Here is a 20121-nt window from a genome sequence, read left to right as displayed (position 1 = left end):
CATCCAGCCTCATGTTTAAAAAACTCCGTGGTATTTTTTCTAACGATCTATCGATCGACTTGGGTACAGCCAATACCCTAATTTATGTAAAAGACGAAGGCATTGTATTAAATGAACCTTCTGTTGTTGCTATCCGCCAAGAGCGTGCTGGTGGGCCTAAAAGCGTTGCGTCTGTAGGTACAGAAGCAAAGCTTATGTTAGGTCGTACACCGGGTAATATAAAAGCGATTCGTCCAATGAAAGACGGTGTTATTGCTGACTTTTTTGTAACAGAAAAAATGTTACAACATTTCATTAAACAAGTGCATAACAATAACTTTATGCGCCCAAGTCCGCGCGTACTAATTTGTGTACCGTGTGGTGCTACTCAGGTAGAAAAACGTGCAATACGTGAATCTGCAATGGGTGCTGGTGCTCGTGAAGTTTACTTAATTGAAGAACCAATGGCAGCCGCTATTGGTGCAGGCTTACCCGTATCAGAAGCAACAGGTTCTATGGTTGTTGATATTGGTGGTGGTACAACTGAAGTTGCTATTATTTCACTTAACGGCGTTGTTTACTCATCATCAGTTCGTATTGGTGGTGATAAGTTTGACGAAGCTATCATTAATTATGTACGCCGTAACTTTGGTAGCTTAATTGGTGAAGCAACAGCCGAAAACATCAAGCATCAAATTGGCTCTGCATTTAAAACTGATGAGCCAATCGAAATTGAAGTACGCGGTCGTAATCTTGCAGAAGGTGTACCGCGTTCATTCACACTTAACTCACATGAAATCCTAGAAGCTCTACAAGAGCCGTTAATGGGTATTGTGAGCGCAGTAATGGTTGCACTTGAGCAATCACCACCAGAGCTGGCATCAGATATTTCTGCGCACGGTATGGTACTTACTGGCGGTGGTGCGCTACTAAAAGATTTAGACCGCTTATTAATGGAAGAAACGGGTATTCCGGTTGTTGTTGCTGATGATCCACTTACGTGTGTTGCACGTGGCGGCGGTAAAGCACTGGAAATGATCGATGTTCATGGTGGTGACGTTTTTAGTTACGATTAATGAAATTAATGTTTGGACGCACAGTCTCTTTGCAACTGCGACTTTTTGTCGCAGTGCTTTTGAGTATCGTACTCATAGTTGGAGACAGATATACGCAAGGTGGTACCGTTGTTCGTACCAGCCTTAATACCTTAGTTAGCCCACTAATTTATGTTGCTAATTTACCCTACGAATTATTTAGCTTAAGTGCTAAAAGCCTGCATACGCGGGATCAACTTCTTACCGAAAACGAAGCGCTGAAAAAAAAGCAAATGCTACAGAGTGAGCAATTGCAGCAGTATCAATTTTTAGCTAGAGAAAACCAAAAACTACGCGCCTTATTAGGCTCATCTGCAAAGCAATCAAATCGTAAAATTATTGCTCAGGTACTTTCTGTGCACTCAAACCCGTATAGCCATCAAGTTGTTATAAACCGCGGTACCACTGACGGGCTTAGTGAAAGCCAAGCCGTAATTGATGAAATGGGTGTAGTAGGGCAGCTTACAAAGGTTGGATCAACAACGTCACGCGTATTACTCATGACCGACACCACGCATGCTACACCTGTGCGTATACTTCGTAACGATGTACGAACCGTTGTTGAAGGCATAGGTAAAATTAACGTAGTTAAGCTCTCACATGTACCTCACAGCTTAGATGTTCGAATTGGTGATGTACTTGTTACATCGGGTTTAGGTGGCACATTCCCTGAGGGGTATCCGGTAGCTGTAGTAACCGAAATAAACCGTGATGAAGGCCGTCCGTTTGCACAAGTTTTTGCAGAGCCTATTGCGCAATTAGATCGCATTCGTTTGCTTGTTATTTTATGGCGTAATCAACAGGAGCAAATCAGCGATGATTAATCGTTATTCATTGTTAATTGCGCTAAGCATCTTTTTTGCGTTAATAATGGCATTAATGCCACTCCCATTTTCGTTTGAACCATTTAGGCCTGACTGGGTTTTACTTGTACTTATGTATTGGTCACTTGCAGTACCTCATCGTTTAAATATTGGTACAGCTTGGGTTGTTGGCTTATTAATAGATTTAGCATCTGGCTCACCGCTAGGTGTGAATTCGCTTACATTTTCAATATGTATATTTGTAACTGCGAGTAATTTTCAAAAAATTCGTAACTTTTCGCTTTGGCAGCAAAGCTTATTAATTGGTTTGTTTTTAACGCTTTATCATTTAATGCAGTTTTGGCTAAATCACTTTTTGTTAGGTGTTTACTTTAATCCACAGTACTTATGGCCAGTAGCAACCGGAATGGTTAGCTGGTTTTGGGTCTTTTTATTACTTCGTAAATATCGCAGACATTTTAGGATCAGGTAATGACTACCGCAGTATATTTGGCATCAGCCTCTCCCCGTCGTAAAGAGTTATTAAGTCAATTAGGTGTCGAATTTACACAGTTTAGTGTTGATGCAGATGAAAGTGTACTTCCAAACGAACAACCTAGAGCACTTGTTGAGCGTTTAGCGCGCTTAAAAGCTCAAAGTGGTGTAGAGCTTGGATATACTGATCGCCCTGTACTTGGTAGTGATACCGTGGTTGTTATCGATAACGAATCACTGGGTAAACCACGCGATAAAAACGATTTTACAAATACATTAAAACGCCTGTCAGGTAACACACATCAAGTACTTACCGCTGTAGCATTTGCGACGCAAAATGATGTAATTAGCTGCGTTGTAAGTACTGACGTTACTTTTAAAACCTTAACAGATGAAGAAATTAATGCCTACTGGGAGACAGGTGAGCCACAAGATAAAGCCGGCGGATATGGTATCCAAGGTTTAGGTGGTCGCTTTGTAACTCATATTGCGGGTAGCTATTTCTCCGTTGTAGGCTTACCTTTATATGAAACCGAACAATTATTAAAAACATTCTTAAGAAGGTAACATGAGTACAGAATTACTGATCAATGTCACACCGAGCGAAAGCCGTGTTGCCCTAATAGAAAACGGTGTACTGCAAGAAATACAGCTAGAGCGAATTGGTAATCTAGGTATTGTAGGCAATATTTACTTAGGAAAAATAAGTCGTGTACTTCCGGGTATGCAGGCTGCTTTTGTTGATATCGGCCTTGAAAAAGCCGCATTTTTACATGCATCCGATATTGTAAATAGCGCCTCTATTGTTGAAGGCGTAGACGACGTACCAATAAAAAAAGTACAAGACATTAGAGAGTTAGTTCGTCAAGGCCAATACATTATGGTGCAAGTGGTAAAAGATCCGCTAGGCACTAAAGGCGCAAGACTCACCACTGATATAACGATACCTTCTCGCTATTTAGTATTTATGCCAGATGCGACCCATGTCGGGGTTAGTCAGCGCATTGAAACTGAAGAAGAGCGCTCACGCCTTAAAAAAATAGTCGCTGAATATGGCGACGAAAATGGCAGCTTTATTGTACGTACTGCTGCAGAAGGCGCTAGCGAAGCTGAATTACGACACGATGCCGGTTTTTTAAGAAAATTATGGGAAAAAATAACATCACGTCGTAGAAAAACGAGTAAAGCCAGTATCCTACACGAAGATTTAACGCTTGCCTTTAGAACCCTACGTGACTACGTAGGTGAAGACATGGAGCGCATTCGCGTTGACTCTAAACTTACTCATGAAGAACTAAAGTTATTTACAGAAGAGTTTGTCCCGCAGCTTTCCCAAGTACTTGAGTATTATCCTGGTGAGCGACCTATATTTGATTTGTTTGACGTTGAAAACGAAATTCAAAAAGCACTACATCGCAAAGTTACCTTAAAATCGGGCGGTTATATAATTATTGACCAAACTGAAGCAATGACGACTGTTGATGTTAATACCGGTGCATTTGTAGGACATCGTAACTTAGAAGAAACCATTTTTAATACCAACGTAGAGGCAACCTCTGCAATTGCTCGTCAGCTTAGGCTGCGCAACTTAGGCGGTATTATCATTATCGACTTTATCGATATGGTAAGTGAGGATCATAAGCGCCGCGTATTGCATTCTCTTGAGTCAGCACTTGCTAAAGATCGCACTAAAACGAATATTAACGGGCTTTCAGCACTTGGACTTGTTGAAATGACGCGTAAGCGTACCCGCGAAAGCTTAGAGCATATTTTATGTGATGTATGCCCGGCGTGTTCTGGTCGTGGATCGCAAAAAACAGTTGAAACAGTGTGCTACGAAATACTGCGTGAAATAGTACGTGTTAACCGAGCATACGCTGCCGATAAGTTTATGGTATATGCAGCGCCAGCTGTAAGTGAAGCCTTACTAAATGACGAGTATCATAACCTTGCAGAGCTTGAGCTATTTATTGGTAAGCAAGTCAATATTCAAACAGAGAGCTTATACAGCCAAGAACAGTTTGATGTGGTAATGATGTAATGAAAGCAAAAGCGGTCTGTTTTTTTTGTTTTAGAAAGTTATGGCAGACCTGCGCTATAATTTTGGTATTACTGGCCGTTATTGTTTCAATTTTAAAATATACCCTCCCGTATGCAAACGAATACAAAGGGGATATAGAAAGCTATTTACACGAAAAGTTTCAAATAAGCTTATCTATCGGTGAAATATCAGCAAGTTGGCAAGGAAGTGGCCCTGCATTAGTACTAGAGAATTTATCGTTTAAAGATAACGAAACTGCGCCAATATCACTCACCATTGCCAAAACTAGCTTAGAGCTAAACTTATGGGAAAGCTTAAAAGCACTGCAATTTAAATCCAATTATTTTGTTATTAATGGTTTTCATACCAGTGTAAATATTACCAACTTGTTTAAAACCGCTGATAACGACGAAGTCTCTTTTGAACAAAAAGAGTTAATAGAAGAATTGTTTTTAGGTGAAACAGGTCACTTTGCAATAGAAAACTCTAGTATTAACTTTATTTTAGAAGACGGTAAAGAACGTAAGTTACTCCTTAAAAATATTGTTTGGCAAAATGACGATGAGCAGCATCTTGGCAGTGGTAGCTTAGCATTGCCGGGTATTTCGGTCGGTGATTTTGACGCGCGCATAGCACTCACTGGCGATACCTTAGAGCAAGTTGCGGGCGACATTTATGTGCAAGCAAATAAGGTCGATGTATCTAACTGGTTTGCACAATATATTAATACCGAAAAACAACAACTGCATAGCGACATTAATTTACAAGCATGGTTAAAGCTAGATAAAGGCCTTGTAAGTGATATAAAAATGCAATGGTTGCCAAGCTTTGTGCGCTGGCAGCGAGAGAATCAAAGTCAGCAAGTTAGTTTGAGTGAAGGTGGCTTTCACCTATATCCAGATCAAAATAGCTGGCACTTAAAAAGTACCGGTTTAACATTTAATAGTAACGACAAAATATGGCCAAGTTTAGAGTTTGAAGCTCAGTTAGGACCGCAAAATAAAGTGTGGCTCCATCAAGTTGATTTTGAATTACTCAGTAATCTAACGGGACTCAGTAATTTTAATGCACTTGAACCCTTTTTAGAGCGTCACCCTAGTGGGCAAATAGATCACGCTTATTTAAATTTCTCTAATATAGATCAATGGCAATTATGGTTTGAGGCCGACAATATTGGCTGGCAAGAACTAAACTCGGTGCCTGCAGCACAAGGGCTTAGAGTAGATGGTTTACTTACTCAAAGTAATGGGCGAATAAATTTATTTGGTGAAAATGGTACATTGATCACAGGCGAAAGCTTTAGTACCGACATAAATTATAATCAATTAAATGTAGAGCTAGATTTAGCTAAGCGAGACGATGGCTGGCATATAAGTAGTGATAATATTTGGTTTGATAATAACGAAATTACTGTTGCTGCAGAATTACAAATTAGCCTCACTGACGATCCTCGATTAGATCTTTACGCTGAAGCATTCGCTGCAGATGCAAAAATAGCAGGCCATTACTTCCCATTAAAAGCGATGAGCCCAGCGCTCGTGAGTTATTTAAATGGCGCAATTAAAGGCGGAGAAATATCTAAAGCACAAGTCTTATTTGCAGGACCTTTATCTGGTTTTCCATTTACTGATGGTAGTGGCCAGTTTGATGTATTGGCGCAAATAGATAACGCAACGTATGAGTTTGATCCCGAGTGGCCTGTAGTAACTAATGCTAATGTGCAACTACATTTTGCTAATGAGCGTATGGATATTTATAGCCAGCAAGGTAAGTTGGTTAATTTAGATTTAGGTAACAGCGTACACGTAAGCATTGCAGATTTAATGCATGCTGATGAACTTATTGTGCAAATTGATAAAAAAGCACAAATGGAAAAGTTACATGACTTTTTTGCAGCCACCCCTATTGCCAAACCTCTAGCTGAAATTTTTAAAGTTGTGCAGGGCAAAGGGGAGGCGGACGCCAGTATTGAGCTTTTAGTAGGCTCAAAATTTAAAGGCGGAGCGAGTGTAAGCGGTAATGTTAAGTTAAATGATTTGCCATTATTTATTGCTACACCTGGCATTGAGCTTAAAAACTTAACTGGTGAGCTTAATTTTAAAAATGACAATATCACGCTTAAAAATGCGACTGCGAAGTGGTTGGGTATGCCGCTAAATATTAATTACAGCAGTAAAAGTGATGCAAAAAATTACCAAGCAAACATAGATATAAACGCCAAGATTGACGCCGATACATTAATTGAAAGCGGACAAGGTATATTAAAAAATTACTTGAGCGGCCAGAGTGATGTTGATATTGGTTTGGTACTTAATTTTGAAGAACAAGGCTTTAATTACCGCGCCCAAGTTACCTCTGAGTTACTTGGCTTAACGAGTAACTTACCCGCACCTTATAATAAAACAAGTGAGCAAGTGTGGGCGCTTGATGCAGTAGTACAAGGTGATGACATTTCTAACCTCATTACAGCAAACGCCAACCAGCAATTTTATTTTAATGCTATTTTAGAAAATGGAAAATCACAATTTAGTAATGTTCACTTTGTACTCGGAAAGCAAGATTTAGGATTGAATCAAAAAGACTTAAGCGTAAATATAAATCTTGAACAAAGTGAATTAGTGCCTTGGTTTGATCTGATTGATCAAATAATTAAAGCTGGTAAAGCAAATCCAGATCAAGAATCAAAAGGGATTATGCCACCGCTTAATGAGGTGGTAGCAAGTATAGGGATGCTTGATGCGAGTAACATCATTTTTAATGATTTTGAAATGCGTTTAGCGCCATCAAAAGACGATCTATATCTAAAGTTAAATGCTAAAGAACTTAGAGCTGGGGTTTTTATCCCTGCATCACAGCCGAGCCAGCCCATACGAATTAATGCCGATTACCTAAGGCTTAACTTTGCAAAAAAAGCCGAGCAAGCGCTTGAAATAACAGATGTACTTCCTGAGAAAGACTTGAGCTGGCTTACTAAAATACCTGCCATTGAGTTTGAATGCAGCGATTGCAAAATTGACCGCTACCAACTTGATAAAGTGAGTGCGTCGCTATTGGGTGATGGCGAGCGTTTATCAATATCACAACTTGTGGTCGATAAAGGTAATCATGTACTGCGTACTAAAGGGCAATGGCAAAGTGGCTTAACAACGTTAAGTGGCGAGCTTAAAAGTGATGATATAGGTGCACTGTTTGGTGAGTTTGATATAACCTCTGCGATTAAAGATTCAAAAGCCGATCTAAATTATGATCTTACTTGGCAAGCAGCCCCTTACAATTTTGATGTGAAAAGTTTAAGTGGCGAGATAGCTTGGGATTTAGGAGAAGGTCACTTAACTGAAGTTAGCGATGGCGGAGCACGCGTATTTTCGTTACTGAGCCTTGATTCATTAGTACGCAAGCTCAAACTTGATTTTAGAGACGTATTTTCAAAAGGCTTTTTTTATAACAGCATGCAAGGCTCTATGCAGTTAGAAAACGGTATCGCTTACACTAAAGATACCAAAATGGACGGCGTACCCGCCGATTTAACCATTAAAGGCTATGCAAATTTAAACACGCTAGATATAGATTATGATCTTGCTGTTGCACCGCAGGTAACCTCAAGCATCCCTGTTATAGTTGCATGGATGGTAAACCCAGTAACAGGGCTTGCTGCCTTAGCAATTGATAAAGTGATTCATTCTGCAAGAGTGATCTCAGAGATCAATTTTAAAGTGACGGGTAAAATGAACGATCCTATTGTTCAAGAACTCGATAGAAAAAGCCGTGAAGTTACGCTACCTCAAGCTGCGCAAAATCAGCCACAAGCATCAGCCGATTTAAAACTTAAAGATGCACAAGTAACAGTAACGCAATGAACAAAACTGAAATACTAAGCACACCCACAATAGTTGCCCTGCAAATGTGTTCAGGAGTAAACCCTGATGACAACATAGCAAGCTTAAAGCGCGCACTTAAAGCACTTCCAGCAACAAGGCCATTACTTGTTTGTTTGCCTGAGGCTTTTTTAGTGTTTAGTAAAAGTGGTAACGATACGCTAGGCATTGCTAAGCAGGTTGAGCGATACAAATTACAACTTAGTAAGTTGTGCCAACTTTATAATATTTGGTTAAATGCAGGCACAATGCCTGAACCATTTAACGAACATAAATATTACGCAGCATCGCACTTATATAATAATCAAGGCGAGCTGGTTGCAACGTATAACAAAATACATTTATTTGATGTAAACGTAGATGATAAAACAGGTAGCTACCGAGAGTCGGATTTTACCCAGGCAGGTAACGATGTGGTTGTTGTTGATTCTCCCTTTGGTAAAATAGGCTTAACAGTATGTTATGATCTGCGCTTTAGTGGCTTATTTAACGAACTAGTACGCCAAGGCGCGGAGATTATTTTAGTACCGAGTGCATTTACAGTCGTCACAGGGCAAGCGCATTGGCAGCCATTACTAGCAGCTCGGGCCATAGAAACTCAATGTTATGTAGTTGCAGCAGCTCAGTACGGTACACATGAAAATGGCCGACAAACATATGGTCACAGTATTATTATTTCACCTTGGGGAGATACCCTGAGTGAATTGCCAACAGGCACCGGTTTTATAAGCTGCAATGCAGATTTAGACCAGTTACAAAAAATTAGACGAGATATGCCCGTGCAGTCTCATCAACGATTTAGAGAGCATTTATTATGAATTCGGTTGAACAGCATTTACTACACGACAGCCAACTAAATAGAGAAGAGCTCGAAAAAACGCTCGCTTACATACATCAGCATAAAGTGGATTACGCCGATTTATATTTTCAATCAAGCCACCACGAATCGTGGGTGCTTGAAGACGGCTTAGTTAAAGAAGGCTCTTATAACGTTGAACGTGGCGTTGGTGTACGTGCTGTAAGCGGCGAAAAAACAGGTTTTTCTTACTCTGATGCAATAAACCTCGAAGCATTAAATAAAGCAGCAACAGCGGCTCGTAGTATTGCCGATGCTGGTGAAGATAGAGCGATTAAAGTATTTAGTGATGTTAAAGCTAAAGAGCAGTTTGCACCGCATCAGCCAATATCGAGTATGAGCGATACCGACAAGGTGAGCTTATTACGCGAACTCGAAAACTATATTCGTGAACTAGCACCCGATGCAGAGCAAGTAATTAGCTCAATGTCGGCGGTATACGAAGAAGTATTAATAGCGGCAAGTGATGGCACATTTGCCACCGATATTCGTCCGCTTATTCGTTTAAACTGCTCAGTACTGCTTGAAAAAAATGGTCGCCGTGAACGCGGTGGCGCAGGTGGTGGTGCACGTTTAGATTATGGTTACTTTAAAGAACTTGTTGACGGTAAACCACGTTGGATGGAATTTGCTGAAGAAGCGGTACGCCAAGCAAAAGTAAATCTTGAGGCTATTGATGCCCCAGCAGGTACTATGGAAGTTGTACTTGGCAATGGTTGGCCAGGCGTGCTTTTACACGAAGCCGTAGGGCACGGACTTGAAGGCGATTTTAACCGCAAAGGCGCATCTGCGTTTAGTGGTAAAGTGGGCCAAAAAGTAGCCTCTGAGCTATGTACTGTTGTTGATGATGGCACAATGGCCGATCGCCGTGGCTCACTAAATGTTGATGACGAAGGCACACCAGCCGCTTACAACGTACTTATCGAAAACGGTATTTTAAAAGGCTATATGCAAGATAAGCTAAATGCGCGTTTAATGGGGGTAAGTCCTACCGGTAACGCACGCCGTGAGTCTTACGCACATTTGCCTATGCCTCGCATGACTAACACCTACATGTTAGGTGGTGAGCACAGCCAAGCCGATATTATCAGCTCAGTTAAAAAAGGGGTATTCGCGCCTAACTTTGGCGGCGGACAAGTTGATATAACCTCAGGTAAGTTTGTATTTAGCGCATCAGAAGCGTACTTAATTGAAAATGGTAAAATTACTCAACCAATTAAAGGCGCAACGCTTATTGGTAACGGCCCAGAAGTAATGCAGCAAATATCTATGGTTGGAAACGACCTTGCCCTTGATAAAGGTGTGGGTGTTTGTGGTAAAGATGGTCAAAGCGTACCGGTAGGCGTAGGCCAACCAAGCCTTAAAATTGATAAATTAACTGTTGGCGGTACAGCTTAAATATTGCCAAGCGCGAAGTAAGTTCGCGCTTTTTGTTTTAATGAAGGTGGGGTTTATACCTCGCCTTCATCCACTTTATTTTTTTCAGCCTCTGCATACCATAACGCAAAAAAGCACTCTGTTAATTTATGCTCTATCTCAAGCGCCTTTTCTGTCGGGCAAAACAAGGTAAAGCTTGCTTTAAATTCACCTAAATCAGTTGTACCAAAATGAATTACCGGCTCTGGACCAGATATTTTTGCATCAAGTTTACGCTCAATCATCGAATTATAACGGCTTGCTACTTCTTGAAACTCTTCGCAGTACAGTTTAGCTTGTTCATTCAATGTGTCGTGAATAGGATACGGGTTAAAGCTCTCTCTGCGCACAATAATAAAATGATGTGTAACAAAGCGTTTTACAAAGTTTAAGTTTTTAATAGAGCTGGTAATTAGCTTATTATTAGGAATATATATGGTTTTTCTTGAAAATTGATAAGTATGTATATCAATTTCATGCATGGTTGTTTTTATCCAATCCGTTTCAGCTACTTCACCAAAGTAATCACCCACTTGTATCCAGTCACCTACTCTAAATGGGCGAGTTGTTACTAGGTAAAAAAAGCCTATAACACACTGAATAAACTCACGCGTTGCAAGTACAATCGCCACAGCAAAAGCAGCAATAGAAAGTGCAAAGTTTTGAATTTCGGTAGACCACACAAATAGCAGCGATATCATCATTACAAAATTAATAAAGTGCTTAATATTGTGTGCGATGTAACGAATATCTTTTTCTTTTTTTTCTGCGCGATTTTTAGCGAGCTTATCAACAAGTACTTTTAGTACAAATGCAATTGTGATCATTACAATTGAAAGAAGAAACGGATGCAGCAATATATCTTTAGTCATAATATCCAATTAAACGCGAGTTGATAAAAACAGGCTCAGTATATTGATTTATTAAACCAATTAGCAAATTTAGTGCAAAAAAAGTAACCAATAAAAATGGAGCTACGCTATTGAGTTACTTGAACAGTGCAATGCTTGTGATTTTTAGCCATTCTTTTTCGGCATATGAGTACAAGCTCAATGGCTGAAATAAAAATTAAAGTATAGCCAAGCGTTTCTATTCCTTCTTCAACAATGTTTTTCACTACGCGTACATAGTCATCGCCCATTACTGAATGCCAAAATGCACCTTTGCCCATCATTCGCGAAAATGCGAGTAAAGTAACCATGCCTGATAAACAAATCCCATAACTAGGAGTGAGGCTATAGGCTTTTAAAGCGTTAAAAATGCTCCCTCTGTTTGCTATTAAATAAACAAACACGCCAGCCAAAATAGAATAGACGATACTTTGCCAAGCACCATCAAATAGGTATAAGTCTAGAGAAGTATCAAACTCTCTCACAAACATCATGGCCGTTAATGCTGAAAGCAATACCGCCGGTATTTTGAGTTGAAAGTTAATTCGTGAAGCATAGAAAAACAAAATACAGCTTAAAAAAGTTAAAGCATCTTGCATATGTTCAGTGAGCGTTTCTTCACTGTAAAGTGCGTTTTGCTGCAACTCAAATCCTTCAAGTTGAATCAATGAGGCAACACCCGCTAGACACAGTAAGTAAATAAATGATCGTAGTAAAAACATAAATAACCAAGAGAAACTATAAATGCGCGAGATTCTAATTGTAAAAATACCTTAAAGCCAAAACAAAATTTAAACTTTTAATATTTTTATCGGTCTAATATTTTTGCTGCTAAAATAATGGCTTAGATATTTATTTAATGTTTAATAAAGGTTTTAAATGTAACGTTGGCTGTGAACAATATAATAAGCATTAAAAAGCCCTTACTATTTACTTAGCAAGGGCTTTTTATAATTGAGAACTTAGAGTTTAGCGCCTAGCGCATCGTTACAAATTCTTCCGAGCCTGTTGGGTGAATAGCAACAACGGCATCAAAATCAGCTTTAGTAGCGCCCATTTTCATGGCAACTGCAAAACCTTGAATCATTTCATCAACCGCAAAACCAATACCATGTAGGCCAACTACTTTTTCGTCTAGGCCGGCACATACAAGTTTCATTTTACAAGGCTGGCGATGTTTAGTTACCGCTGTGTACATAGCCGTAAAACCAGATTGGTAAATTTTAACGTTTTCTTCGCCATACTGAGAAATAGCTTCTTGCTCAGTTAAACCAATAGTACCAATCGGTGGATGACTAAATACAACGGTAGGAACTAAGCTGTAATCCATTTTTAAATCATCTGGTAGCTCTTTATTAAATAAACGCTCAGATAAAGTACGGCCTGCTTTTACTGCTACTGGTGTAAGTTCAATACCGTTTTCGATGATATCGCCAACCGCATAAACGTTTTTAGCTGTGGTATTTTGAAACTCATCAACTTTTACAAAACCACTGCTGTTTACTTCTACGCCTACTGCTGCAACGTTAATAGCATTAGTTGTTGGTTCGCGGCCAATGGCCCAAATTACTTGGTCAACGTTATGAGTTTTGCCGTTATCTAAATGCAGTGTTACAGAGCCGTCATCTTCTTTAACCAATTTATTTGGTACAGAGTGAGTATGTAAAGTAGGGCCTTCGGCAGCCATTACTTCAACAAGCGTATCTACTATATATGGGTCAAAACTACGAAGTGGGGCATGCTTACGTACAAATAAATGAGTCTCAGTACCTAAACCATGTAATACACCAGCAAGCTCAACGGCTATGTAGCCTGCGCCGATTACTGCAACGCGTTTAGGTTGCTCTTTTAATTCAAAAAAGCCATTTGAATCGATACCGTGTTCAGCACCTTCAATATGCGGAATGCTTGGGCGGCCGCCTACTGCAATTAATATATGATCGGCTGTGTAGTGCTCGCCGTTTACTTCAACTGTTTTATTATCTACAAATTTAGCAAAGCCTTTAATTACAGTAACGCCATTGCTAGCAAGGCCACTGTCATAACCTTTATGAATTCGGCCTATGTAGGCTTCACGGCTTTCTACTAATTTGCTCCAGTCAAAGCCTTTAACTTCAACATTAAAGCCGTAATCTGGGGCATATAAATTAATTGCTTCGGCAACCTGAGCACCGTGCCACATTACTTTTTTAGGTACGCAGCCTACGTTTACACATGTGCCACCCATGTGTTTTGCTTCTATAAGTGCTACTTTAGCGCCACGCATTGCCGCTCTATTTGCAGAGGCAATACCACCACTGCCACCACCGATTGCAATATAATCAAAGTGTTGTGTCATTTTATGTCCTTAGGCGTTGAGTTTTATGCGCATTAGCATAACATTAAGTTTTAAAAATAAAGAGTGTTTAGGTGACCTATGTTTAGTAAAAAAACATTCAAATTTCTTGCTCAGCTTGATCAAAACAATAATAGAGACTGGTTTAACGACCATAAATCACAGTATGAGGAATACGTAAGAGAGCCCGCTTTAGATTTCATTAGGCAAATGCAAGCACCACTTGCTGAGGTTTCTAGCCATTTTGTCGCATCAGATAAAAAAGTGGGCGGTAGCTTAATGAGAATCCATAAAGACGCGCGCTTTAGTAAAGATAAAACCCCATATAAAACTAATGTAGGGATTCAATTTCGCCACTTTATGGGAAAAGACGTACACGCCCCGGGGTTTTACTTTCACTTAGCAAATGACGAATGTTTTATAGGTGCGGGTATTTGGCGACCAGAATCAAAGGCGCTTAACGCAATTAGAACCTGCATAGATGAAAACCCAAATAGCTATAAAAAAGCAATTTATGATGAGCAATTTAAATCTATATTCGAAATGTCAGGAGAATCACTAAAGCGACCGCCAAGAGGGTTTGAAAAAGAGCACCCATTAATAAATGAGCTCAAGCGAAAAGACTTTATAGCCATGAGCCCACTTACTCAAAAACAAGTATGCAGTAATAACTTAGTTGATACGGTGTTAGAGCGTTATAAAGTAGCTGATTCATTAATGGGTTATTTGTGTTTTGCTCTGGAGCAACCCTATTAAAATTACACAACTTAAAAGCAGTTGAGTTGTTTTTTTACTTTTAGACCCAATTTAAAACGTAATGCATTAACGCAAAGAGAGTATTTATGAGCAACCCACTAATTGGCCTTGAAGGCTTACCACCATTTTCAAAAATAAAGCCTGAGTACGTAGTACCAGCACTAAAAGACGGTATTGAGCTTTGTCGTAAAGCTATTGATGACGTGCTAGCGAAAGGCTCGTACACGTGGGATGACTTAGTATTACCCCTTGAAGAAGCCGATGACAAATTATCGCGCATGTTCTCCCCTGTATCGCATTTAAACTCAGTAATGAATAGCGACGAGTTGCGCGAAGCTTACGAGCAGTGCTTACCGTTAATATCTGAATATTCGACATTTGTAGGCCAGCATCAAGGTTTATACACTGCGTACAATACGCTTTATAACAGCGACGAATTTAAAACGCTGACCACAGCACAACAAAAAACAATTACTAATGCGCTTCGTGATTTTAAATTATCGGGTATTGCATTAGCGCCGAAGCAGCAAAAACGCTACGGCGAAATTAGCGCGCGTTTATCAGAACTTGCCTCAAAATTTGGCAACAACGTAATGGATGCCACACTTGCTTGGCACAAACACATTACTGATGAGAGTGATTTAGCAGGCTTGCCAGAATCAGCTCTTGCACTTGCAGCCGACACAGCAAAAAGTAAAGAATTAGATGGCTGGTTATTTACACTCGATTTTCCATCATATTTACCAATAATGGCTTACGCAGATAACCGCGAACTACGCAAAGAAACCTACACTGCGTTTTCTACGCGCGCATCAGATCAAGGCCCTAACGCCAGTGAGTTTGATAACTCAGCAATTATGAGTGAGGAGCTTGCGCTTCGTCATGAACTTGCACAGTTACTAGGATTTAACAGCTACGCTGAGAAATCACTAGCGACTAAAATGGCTGAAACACCAGAACAAGTATTCTCATTTTTAGAAGACCTAGCAGCTAAATCAAAACCACAAGCAGAGCAAGAAGTCGCAGAGCTAAAAGCATATGCTGAGCAAAAACACGGTATTTCTGAATTAGAAGCCTGGGATTTTGGTTACTACAGCGAAAAGCTTAAGCAAGAAAAGTATGCAATTTCAGACGAAGTACTACGTCCTTACTTCCCAGCAAATAAAGTACTAAGCGGCTTATTCGAAACGGTTAATCGCTTATTTGGTATTAGCGTAAAAGAAGTGACCGATTTTGACACTTATCACAAAGATGTACGCTTTTTTGAAATTGTAGATAGCAGTGGCACGTTACGTGGTCGCTTTTATCTTGATTTATATGCACGCGACCACAAACGTGGTGGTGCGTGGATGGATGATTGTATGGGTCGTAAAGTACGTGCTAACGGCGAGCTACAAACTCCAGTTGCTTATTTAGTATGTAATTTTAATAAAGCCGTTGGAGATAAACCAGCGCTGTTTACTCATGATGAAGTAACTACTTTATTTCATGAGTTTGGTCATGGTATTCATCACATGCTTACACAAGTTGATGCGGCGCCAGTAGCAGGCATTAATGGTGTGGCGTGGGATGCGGTAGAGCTTCCTAGTCAGTTTTTAGAAAACTGGTGTTATGACGAAGAAGCCCTGAGCTTTATTTCGGGCCATTATGAAACGGGTGAGCCATTACCTAAAGAGCTACTTGATAAGTTACTAGCGGCTAAAAATTACAATTCAGGCGTACAAATGCTGCGTCAAATTGAGTTTTCGCTATTCGACTTTAAAATACATAATGACTATGTAGCAAATGAACCGTGTCAAATTCAAGCGATACTAAACGACGTACGTAGCCGTACATCAATTGTTAAACCGCCAGAGTTTAACCGTTTTCAAAATGGTTTTAGCCACATTTTTGCAGGCGGTTATAGCGCAGGTTACTACTCGTATAAATGGGCTGAAGTACTTTCGGCAGATGCATTTTCTAAATTTGAAGAAGAAGGTATTTTTAACGCCGAAACAGGGCAAGCCTTTATGCAAAATATTTTAGAAAAAGGCGGTAGCGAAGAGCCAATGGAGTTATTTAAAAAATTCCGTGGCCGTGAGCCTAATGTTGACGCGTTACTACGCCACAGTGGTATTGCTGTTTAAAAAAAATGTTCAGCACAAACCAAATTAAAGCGCCTTAATGGCGCTTTTTTATTATTCTAAAATTATTATCTAATAATTTTTAGTAATTTTATCCTGCCGTACTATGCTTTTAGCACATCTATTAAAATGGACTAAGGCATGGCAAAGTTGGTATTGGCAATTGATGACGACAAATATGTTCATCATATAATTGAAGAGTCTTTGGCAGGATTTTGTAAAATTATTCATGCAAAAGATGGCGATGAGGGATTAAGGCTAACCAATAAATACAACCCAGATATTATTTTACTCGATATTGAAATGCCAGGTATGTCAGGCTATGAGGTATGTAAAACAATAAAACAGAATGAAAACACCCAAGATATTCCCGTTATGTTTCTCTCATCTAAAATAGAGTTAAGCGATCGGGTAAAAGGTTATAGTGTTGGCGCATCTGATTACATCACTAAACCTTTTAACGCAGAAGAGTTAATAGCGCGAATAAAGGTACTTTACGAATATAGGCAAAAATGCGCAAAACTAAAACTAGATATAGTAAAAGCGAATAAAACAGCGGAAATAGCAATGACAGAGTCGGGCGATATGGGCCGAATAATGCGCTACGTTAGACAAAGTTATCACGCTAATAACTTCCCATCGTTGAGTGAACACTTTTTTACCTTTTTTGCTCCTTTAAATTTAGATGTTGTGGTGGTGTTTTGGTATCAAGGAAAAGGTGTTTTTTACAGCCTGCAAAGCGGCGTATGCCCGTTAGAGCAAGAGTTGCTTGAGCAACATAGACATGCCAAACGATTTGTTGATATTGGTAGTAGTACTATTATTAATTACCCCAAAGTATCCCTTTTGATAAAAAATATGCCAGTTGATAACGATGCTTTGTATGGGCGCTACAAAGATCTGTTCCCGCATATATTAGAAGCAACCAACGAGAAGGTTGTTACCATGGAAAGAAGCGAAAGCAGTTATGAGCAGGCAGCTCAAATAAGTACAGCCCTTCAAGATATTGTTAAGCAGTTAACTACTCAAAATGTAGAGCAAAACAAAAGTACTAAAGAGTTTATAGAGCAGCTACATGAACTTGACTGCGCTATTAAGCTACAACAAACACAAGCAAATCCTGCGGATCTCACTTTATATATATCTCAGTTAGATCAAACAATGCAGTTATTTGTATCGGCTAATAGTGATTTAGCCTTTATCAAATATCAGCTTAAACAAGTTGCCGAAAGCCGCAATGAACTTATATCCAATTTACGTACTAAAGCGGAAGCCGCAAAGGTTAATACTAATCATCATAGTGATATAGAGCTATTTTAGTGCTTTAAAGTAAAGCGGTTGATATACTACAGGCGTATTTTATCGTCGGAGTTTATTGTGGTTATTCAGTGTGCTTTTAAAGAGTGTCGCCCTTATTTAAATGAATTAGAAACACGCTTTGGTTTAGCCCAATGGGCACAAAATTGCAGTGGCTTTAGCTTACATTACGATGATAAAGGATTAAGCCTGTTTAAAACCGACGAGCCTAAACTAGGTGCTATTAACGTTGATTTTGTAACAGGTGCTGCAGCCCACAGGCGTAAATTTGGTGGTGGTAAAGGCCAAGCCATTGCTAAAGCAGTGGGCTTAAATAAAGGTGCAACGCCTGTTGTACTAGATGCAACCGCAGGTTTAGGGCGAGACGGCTTTGTACTTGCATCTCTTGGATGCAAAGTTATATTACATGAACGCCACCCCGTAGTTGCAGCCCTTTTATACGATGGTTTAAAGCGAGCTTATAGCGATATTGAAATAGGCTTGTGGATGAAAGAAAACATGAGCCTCATATTTGGCTCAAGCCATACCTTACTCGAGCAATGCGAAAGCATGCCTGATGTTGTGTATTTGGATCCCATGTTTCCGCACCGCGAAAAATCAGCATTGGTCAAAAAAGAAATGCGCGTGTTTCAAGAACTAGTTGGTGCAGACAACGACGCTGACGACTTACTTGATTTTGCCTATCCACTTGCCAGCAAACGTGTAGTAGTAAAGCGCCCCGATTACGCCCCATTCTTAAACGATAAAACCCCAAGTATGCAGATCAAAACTAAAAAGAACCGTTTTGATGTCTATGTAAAGGCGGCAATGGTTTAAAAAACGTTATTAGCGTTAGTAAAACCGCGCGAGGTAAACTCCCGCCTACGGATTATGTGATATTTGTGGGCGGGGCTTTATGCCGCGCTTTTTTATACGTGAGATAAACTCTTAAGAGCTGCGCGAGATAAACTCCGCCTACGGGTTATGTGGTATTTGTAGGCGGGGCTTTATGCCGCGCTTTTTTATCGAGGTAAACTCGTAAGATCTGCGCGAGATAAACTCTTAAGAGCTGCGCGAGGTAAACTTCTGCCTACGGGTTATGTGATATTTGTAGGCGGGGCTTTACGCCGCGCTTTTATTAGGATCTAGGATCTTATTACATTTTCATGTTAGAATTTGCGCAATTTTTTGGCATAGCAAAGTAGCACAGTAATGATCTTAGATGATATTCGCATTGTTTTAGTTAACACATCACATTCCGGCAATATTGGTTCGGCGGCTCGCGCCATGAAAACCATGGGTTTATCAAAACTTTATTTAGTTGATCCTGCCTGCGAAATCGATAGCCAAGCCAGTGCACTTGCTGCTGGCGCAACTGATGTTTTAGGCAATGCAGTTATTGTAGGTACTGTTGAAGAAGCTATTGCTGACTGTACATTAACGATTGGCACAAGCGCGCGCTCTCGCACACTTTCGTGGCCAATGGTTGAACCACGTGAATGTGGTGAAAAGCTCGTTGCTGAAGCCGTAAATGGTCCTGTAGCTTTAGTATTTGGTCGTGAAAACAGCGGTTTAACTAATGAAGAATTACAGCTTTGTAATTACCATGTATGTATTCCTGCAAATCCAGAGTATAGCTCGCTTAATTTAGCAATGGCCGTACAAACGCTTAGCTACGAAACGCGTATGGCATTTTTGAATCAACAACCTAAAAAGGTTGAAGAAGACGACGCAGTTTACCCAAGTTCAAAGCAAACAGAGCTGTTTTATGATCACCTTGAAGATACGCTTTTCAAAACTGGTTTTATCATCAAACAACACCCTGGTTTAGTTATGACTAAATTACGTCGTTTGTTTAACCGCGCCCACCCTGAAGATGCCGAAATGAATATTTTACGCGGTATTCTTACTTCAATTAATAAAGCTATCCCTAAGTAACTTAGGTATAGCTATTAGTTATAAAAACCAAAGGGTAAATAACTAGCTAATACTTGACTAAAATACTCAGGTAATTACAATGGCTGTAATACTTGACCAAAGAGGTCAAGTATTAAAAATTTGTTAACTCTACAATCTAAAAGTAAGAGTTTCTAAATCAAATTTTTATCAAGTGATAATACTTGACTAATTTACTCTGGTAATTAAAATTTGCACTGTTTTGT

Annotated in this window: 16 protein-coding genes; 13 read left to right on the top strand and 3 right to left on the bottom strand. The window is 39.7% G+C overall.

Translation table 11 applies throughout. The features are described 5' to 3' along the window. Window positions 1-11 precede the first annotated feature (11 nt). Genes I6F53_RS00445 through tldD form a run of 8 tightly spaced genes read left to right on the top strand, consistent with a single transcriptional unit; the run spans window position 12 to window position 10541 of the window. Window positions 12-1055: a rod shape-determining protein gene (locus tag I6F53_RS00445; RefSeq protein WP_007586338.1), complete on the top strand. Its 1044-nt coding sequence runs from the start codon at window positions 12-14 to the stop codon at window positions 1053-1055. Beyond that, entirely contained in the window at window positions 1055-1897 is an 843-nt protein-coding gene (gene mreC / locus I6F53_RS00440; protein ID WP_197238164.1) for a rod shape-determining protein MreC, read from the top strand. The genes I6F53_RS00445 and mreC overlap by 1 nt, the downstream gene beginning before the upstream one ends. Beyond that, window positions 1890-2369 carry a rod shape-determining protein MreD gene (mreD, locus tag I6F53_RS00435; RefSeq protein ID WP_007586341.1) on the top strand — a complete coding sequence of 160 codons (480 nt, stop codon included), beginning with the start codon at window positions 1890-1892 and terminating at the stop codon, window positions 2367-2369. The genes mreC and mreD overlap by 8 nt, the downstream gene beginning before the upstream one ends. Beyond that, window positions 2369-2938 (top strand): Maf family protein, encoded by a 570-nt coding sequence (locus tag I6F53_RS00430; protein ID WP_165728131.1) that lies wholly within the window; start codon window positions 2369-2371, stop codon window positions 2936-2938. The genes mreD and I6F53_RS00430 overlap by 1 nt, the downstream gene beginning before the upstream one ends. Before the next feature lies 1 nt (window position 2939). Next, a complete protein-coding gene (gene rng / locus I6F53_RS00425) occupies window positions 2940-4412 on the top strand; it encodes a ribonuclease G (RefSeq protein ID WP_197181172.1) in 1473 nt (490 codons plus the stop codon). Further along, complete coding sequence (locus I6F53_RS00420) at window positions 4412-8269, top strand: YhdP family protein (RefSeq protein ID WP_197238163.1); 3858 nt, start codon at window positions 4412-4414, stop codon at window positions 8267-8269. The genes rng and I6F53_RS00420 overlap by 1 nt, the downstream gene beginning before the upstream one ends. Then, window positions 8266-9105, top strand: coding sequence for a carbon-nitrogen hydrolase family protein (locus I6F53_RS00415; protein ID WP_197238162.1), 840 nt, complete (start codon window positions 8266-8268; stop codon window positions 9103-9105). The genes I6F53_RS00420 and I6F53_RS00415 overlap by 4 nt, the downstream gene beginning before the upstream one ends. Beyond that, complete coding sequence (gene tldD / locus I6F53_RS00410) at window positions 9102-10541, top strand: metalloprotease TldD (protein ID WP_165739311.1); 1440 nt, start codon at window positions 9102-9104, stop codon at window positions 10539-10541. Before I6F53_RS00415 ends, tldD begins: the two co-directional genes overlap by 4 nt. 53 nt (window positions 10542-10594) lie before the next feature. On the opposite strand, the gene I6F53_RS00405 is transcribed toward tldD, so the two are convergent. From I6F53_RS00405 to gorA, 3 genes are all read right to left on the bottom strand, one after another. Beyond that, the gene (locus I6F53_RS00405) at window positions 10595-11431 is read right to left on the bottom strand and encodes a mechanosensitive ion channel family protein (protein WP_165739313.1); all 837 of its coding nucleotides are present in this window, start codon (window positions 11429-11431) and stop codon (window positions 10595-10597) included. Window positions 11432-11538: 107 nt separating this feature from the next. After that, window positions 11539-12171, bottom strand: a complete 633-nt coding sequence (locus I6F53_RS00400) for a hypothetical protein (RefSeq protein ID WP_197238161.1) — start codon at window positions 12169-12171, stop codon at window positions 11539-11541. Window positions 12172-12425: 254 nt separating this feature from the next. Continuing rightward, entirely contained in the window at window positions 12426-13787 is a 1362-nt protein-coding gene (gene gorA, locus I6F53_RS00395) for a glutathione-disulfide reductase (protein ID WP_197238160.1), read from the bottom strand. A gap of 78 nt (window positions 13788-13865) precedes the next feature. Here gorA and I6F53_RS00390 point away from each other — a divergent pair, with 78 nt between their 5' ends. The 5 genes from I6F53_RS00390 (at window position 13866) to trmJ (ending at window position 19897) form a co-directional block, all read left to right on the top strand. Further along, window positions 13866-14540, top strand: coding sequence for a DUF2461 domain-containing protein (locus I6F53_RS00390; RefSeq protein WP_197238159.1), 675 nt, complete (start codon window positions 13866-13868; stop codon window positions 14538-14540). A gap of 86 nt (window positions 14541-14626) precedes the next feature. Then, window positions 14627-16666: an oligopeptidase A gene (gene prlC, locus I6F53_RS00385; RefSeq protein ID WP_197238158.1), complete on the top strand. Its 2040-nt coding sequence runs from the start codon at window positions 14627-14629 to the stop codon at window positions 16664-16666. A gap of 138 nt (window positions 16667-16804) precedes the next feature. Next, entirely contained in the window at window positions 16805-17983 is a 1179-nt protein-coding gene (locus tag I6F53_RS00380) for a response regulator (RefSeq protein ID WP_197238157.1), read from the top strand. A 57-nt stretch (window positions 17984-18040) separates the two neighbouring features. Then, window positions 18041-18796, top strand: coding sequence for a class I SAM-dependent methyltransferase (locus tag I6F53_RS00375; protein ID WP_197181179.1), 756 nt, complete (start codon window positions 18041-18043; stop codon window positions 18794-18796). Window positions 18797-19171: 375 nt separating this feature from the next. Then, window positions 19172-19897: a tRNA (cytosine(32)/uridine(32)-2'-O)-methyltransferase TrmJ gene (trmJ, locus tag I6F53_RS00370; RefSeq protein WP_024589846.1), complete on the top strand. Its 726-nt coding sequence runs from the start codon at window positions 19172-19174 to the stop codon at window positions 19895-19897. The last annotated feature ends 224 nt before the right edge of the window (window positions 19898-20121 follow it).

The sequence above is a fragment of the Pseudoalteromonas sp. SWN29 genome (assembly GCF_015864465.1).
In the GTDB taxonomy this organism is placed as follows: Bacteria; Pseudomonadota; Gammaproteobacteria; order Enterobacterales; family Alteromonadaceae; genus Pseudoalteromonas.
This window is presented reverse-complemented; position numbering and strand designations above follow the sequence as displayed.

Coding starts and splice junctions, on each gene's coding strand:
- I6F53_RS00445 (WP_007586338.1), top strand. CDS start 12: ATGTTTAAAAAACTCCGTGGTATTTTTTCTAACGATCTATCGATCGAC.
- mreC (WP_197238164.1), top strand. CDS start 1,055: ATGAAATTAATGTTTGGACGCACAGTCTCTTTGCAACTGCGACTTTTT.
- mreD (WP_007586341.1), top strand. CDS start 1,890: ATGATTAATCGTTATTCATTGTTAATTGCGCTAAGCATCTTTTTTGCG.
- I6F53_RS00430 (WP_165728131.1), top strand. CDS start 2,369: ATGACTACCGCAGTATATTTGGCATCAGCCTCTCCCCGTCGTAAAGAG.
- rng (WP_197181172.1), top strand. CDS start 2,940: ATGAGTACAGAATTACTGATCAATGTCACACCGAGCGAAAGCCGTGTT.
- I6F53_RS00420 (WP_197238163.1), top strand. CDS start 4,412: ATGAAAGCAAAAGCGGTCTGTTTTTTTTGTTTTAGAAAGTTATGGCAG.
- I6F53_RS00415 (WP_197238162.1), top strand. CDS start 8,266: ATGAACAAAACTGAAATACTAAGCACACCCACAATAGTTGCCCTGCAA.
- tldD (WP_165739311.1), top strand. CDS start 9,102: ATGAATTCGGTTGAACAGCATTTACTACACGACAGCCAACTAAATAGA.
- I6F53_RS00405 (WP_165739313.1), bottom strand. CDS start 11,431: ATGACTAAAGATATATTGCTGCATCCGTTTCTTCTTTCAATTGTAATG.
- I6F53_RS00400 (WP_197238161.1), bottom strand. CDS start 12,171: ATGTTTTTACTACGATCATTTATTTACTTACTGTGTCTAGCGGGTGTT.
- gorA (WP_197238160.1), bottom strand. CDS start 13,787: ATGACACAACACTTTGATTATATTGCAATCGGTGGTGGCAGTGGTGGT.
- I6F53_RS00390 (WP_197238159.1), top strand. CDS start 13,866: ATGTTTAGTAAAAAAACATTCAAATTTCTTGCTCAGCTTGATCAAAAC.
- prlC (WP_197238158.1), top strand. CDS start 14,627: ATGAGCAACCCACTAATTGGCCTTGAAGGCTTACCACCATTTTCAAAA.
- I6F53_RS00380 (WP_197238157.1), top strand. CDS start 16,805: ATGGCAAAGTTGGTATTGGCAATTGATGACGACAAATATGTTCATCAT.
- trmJ (WP_024589846.1), top strand. CDS start 19,172: ATGATCTTAGATGATATTCGCATTGTTTTAGTTAACACATCACATTCC.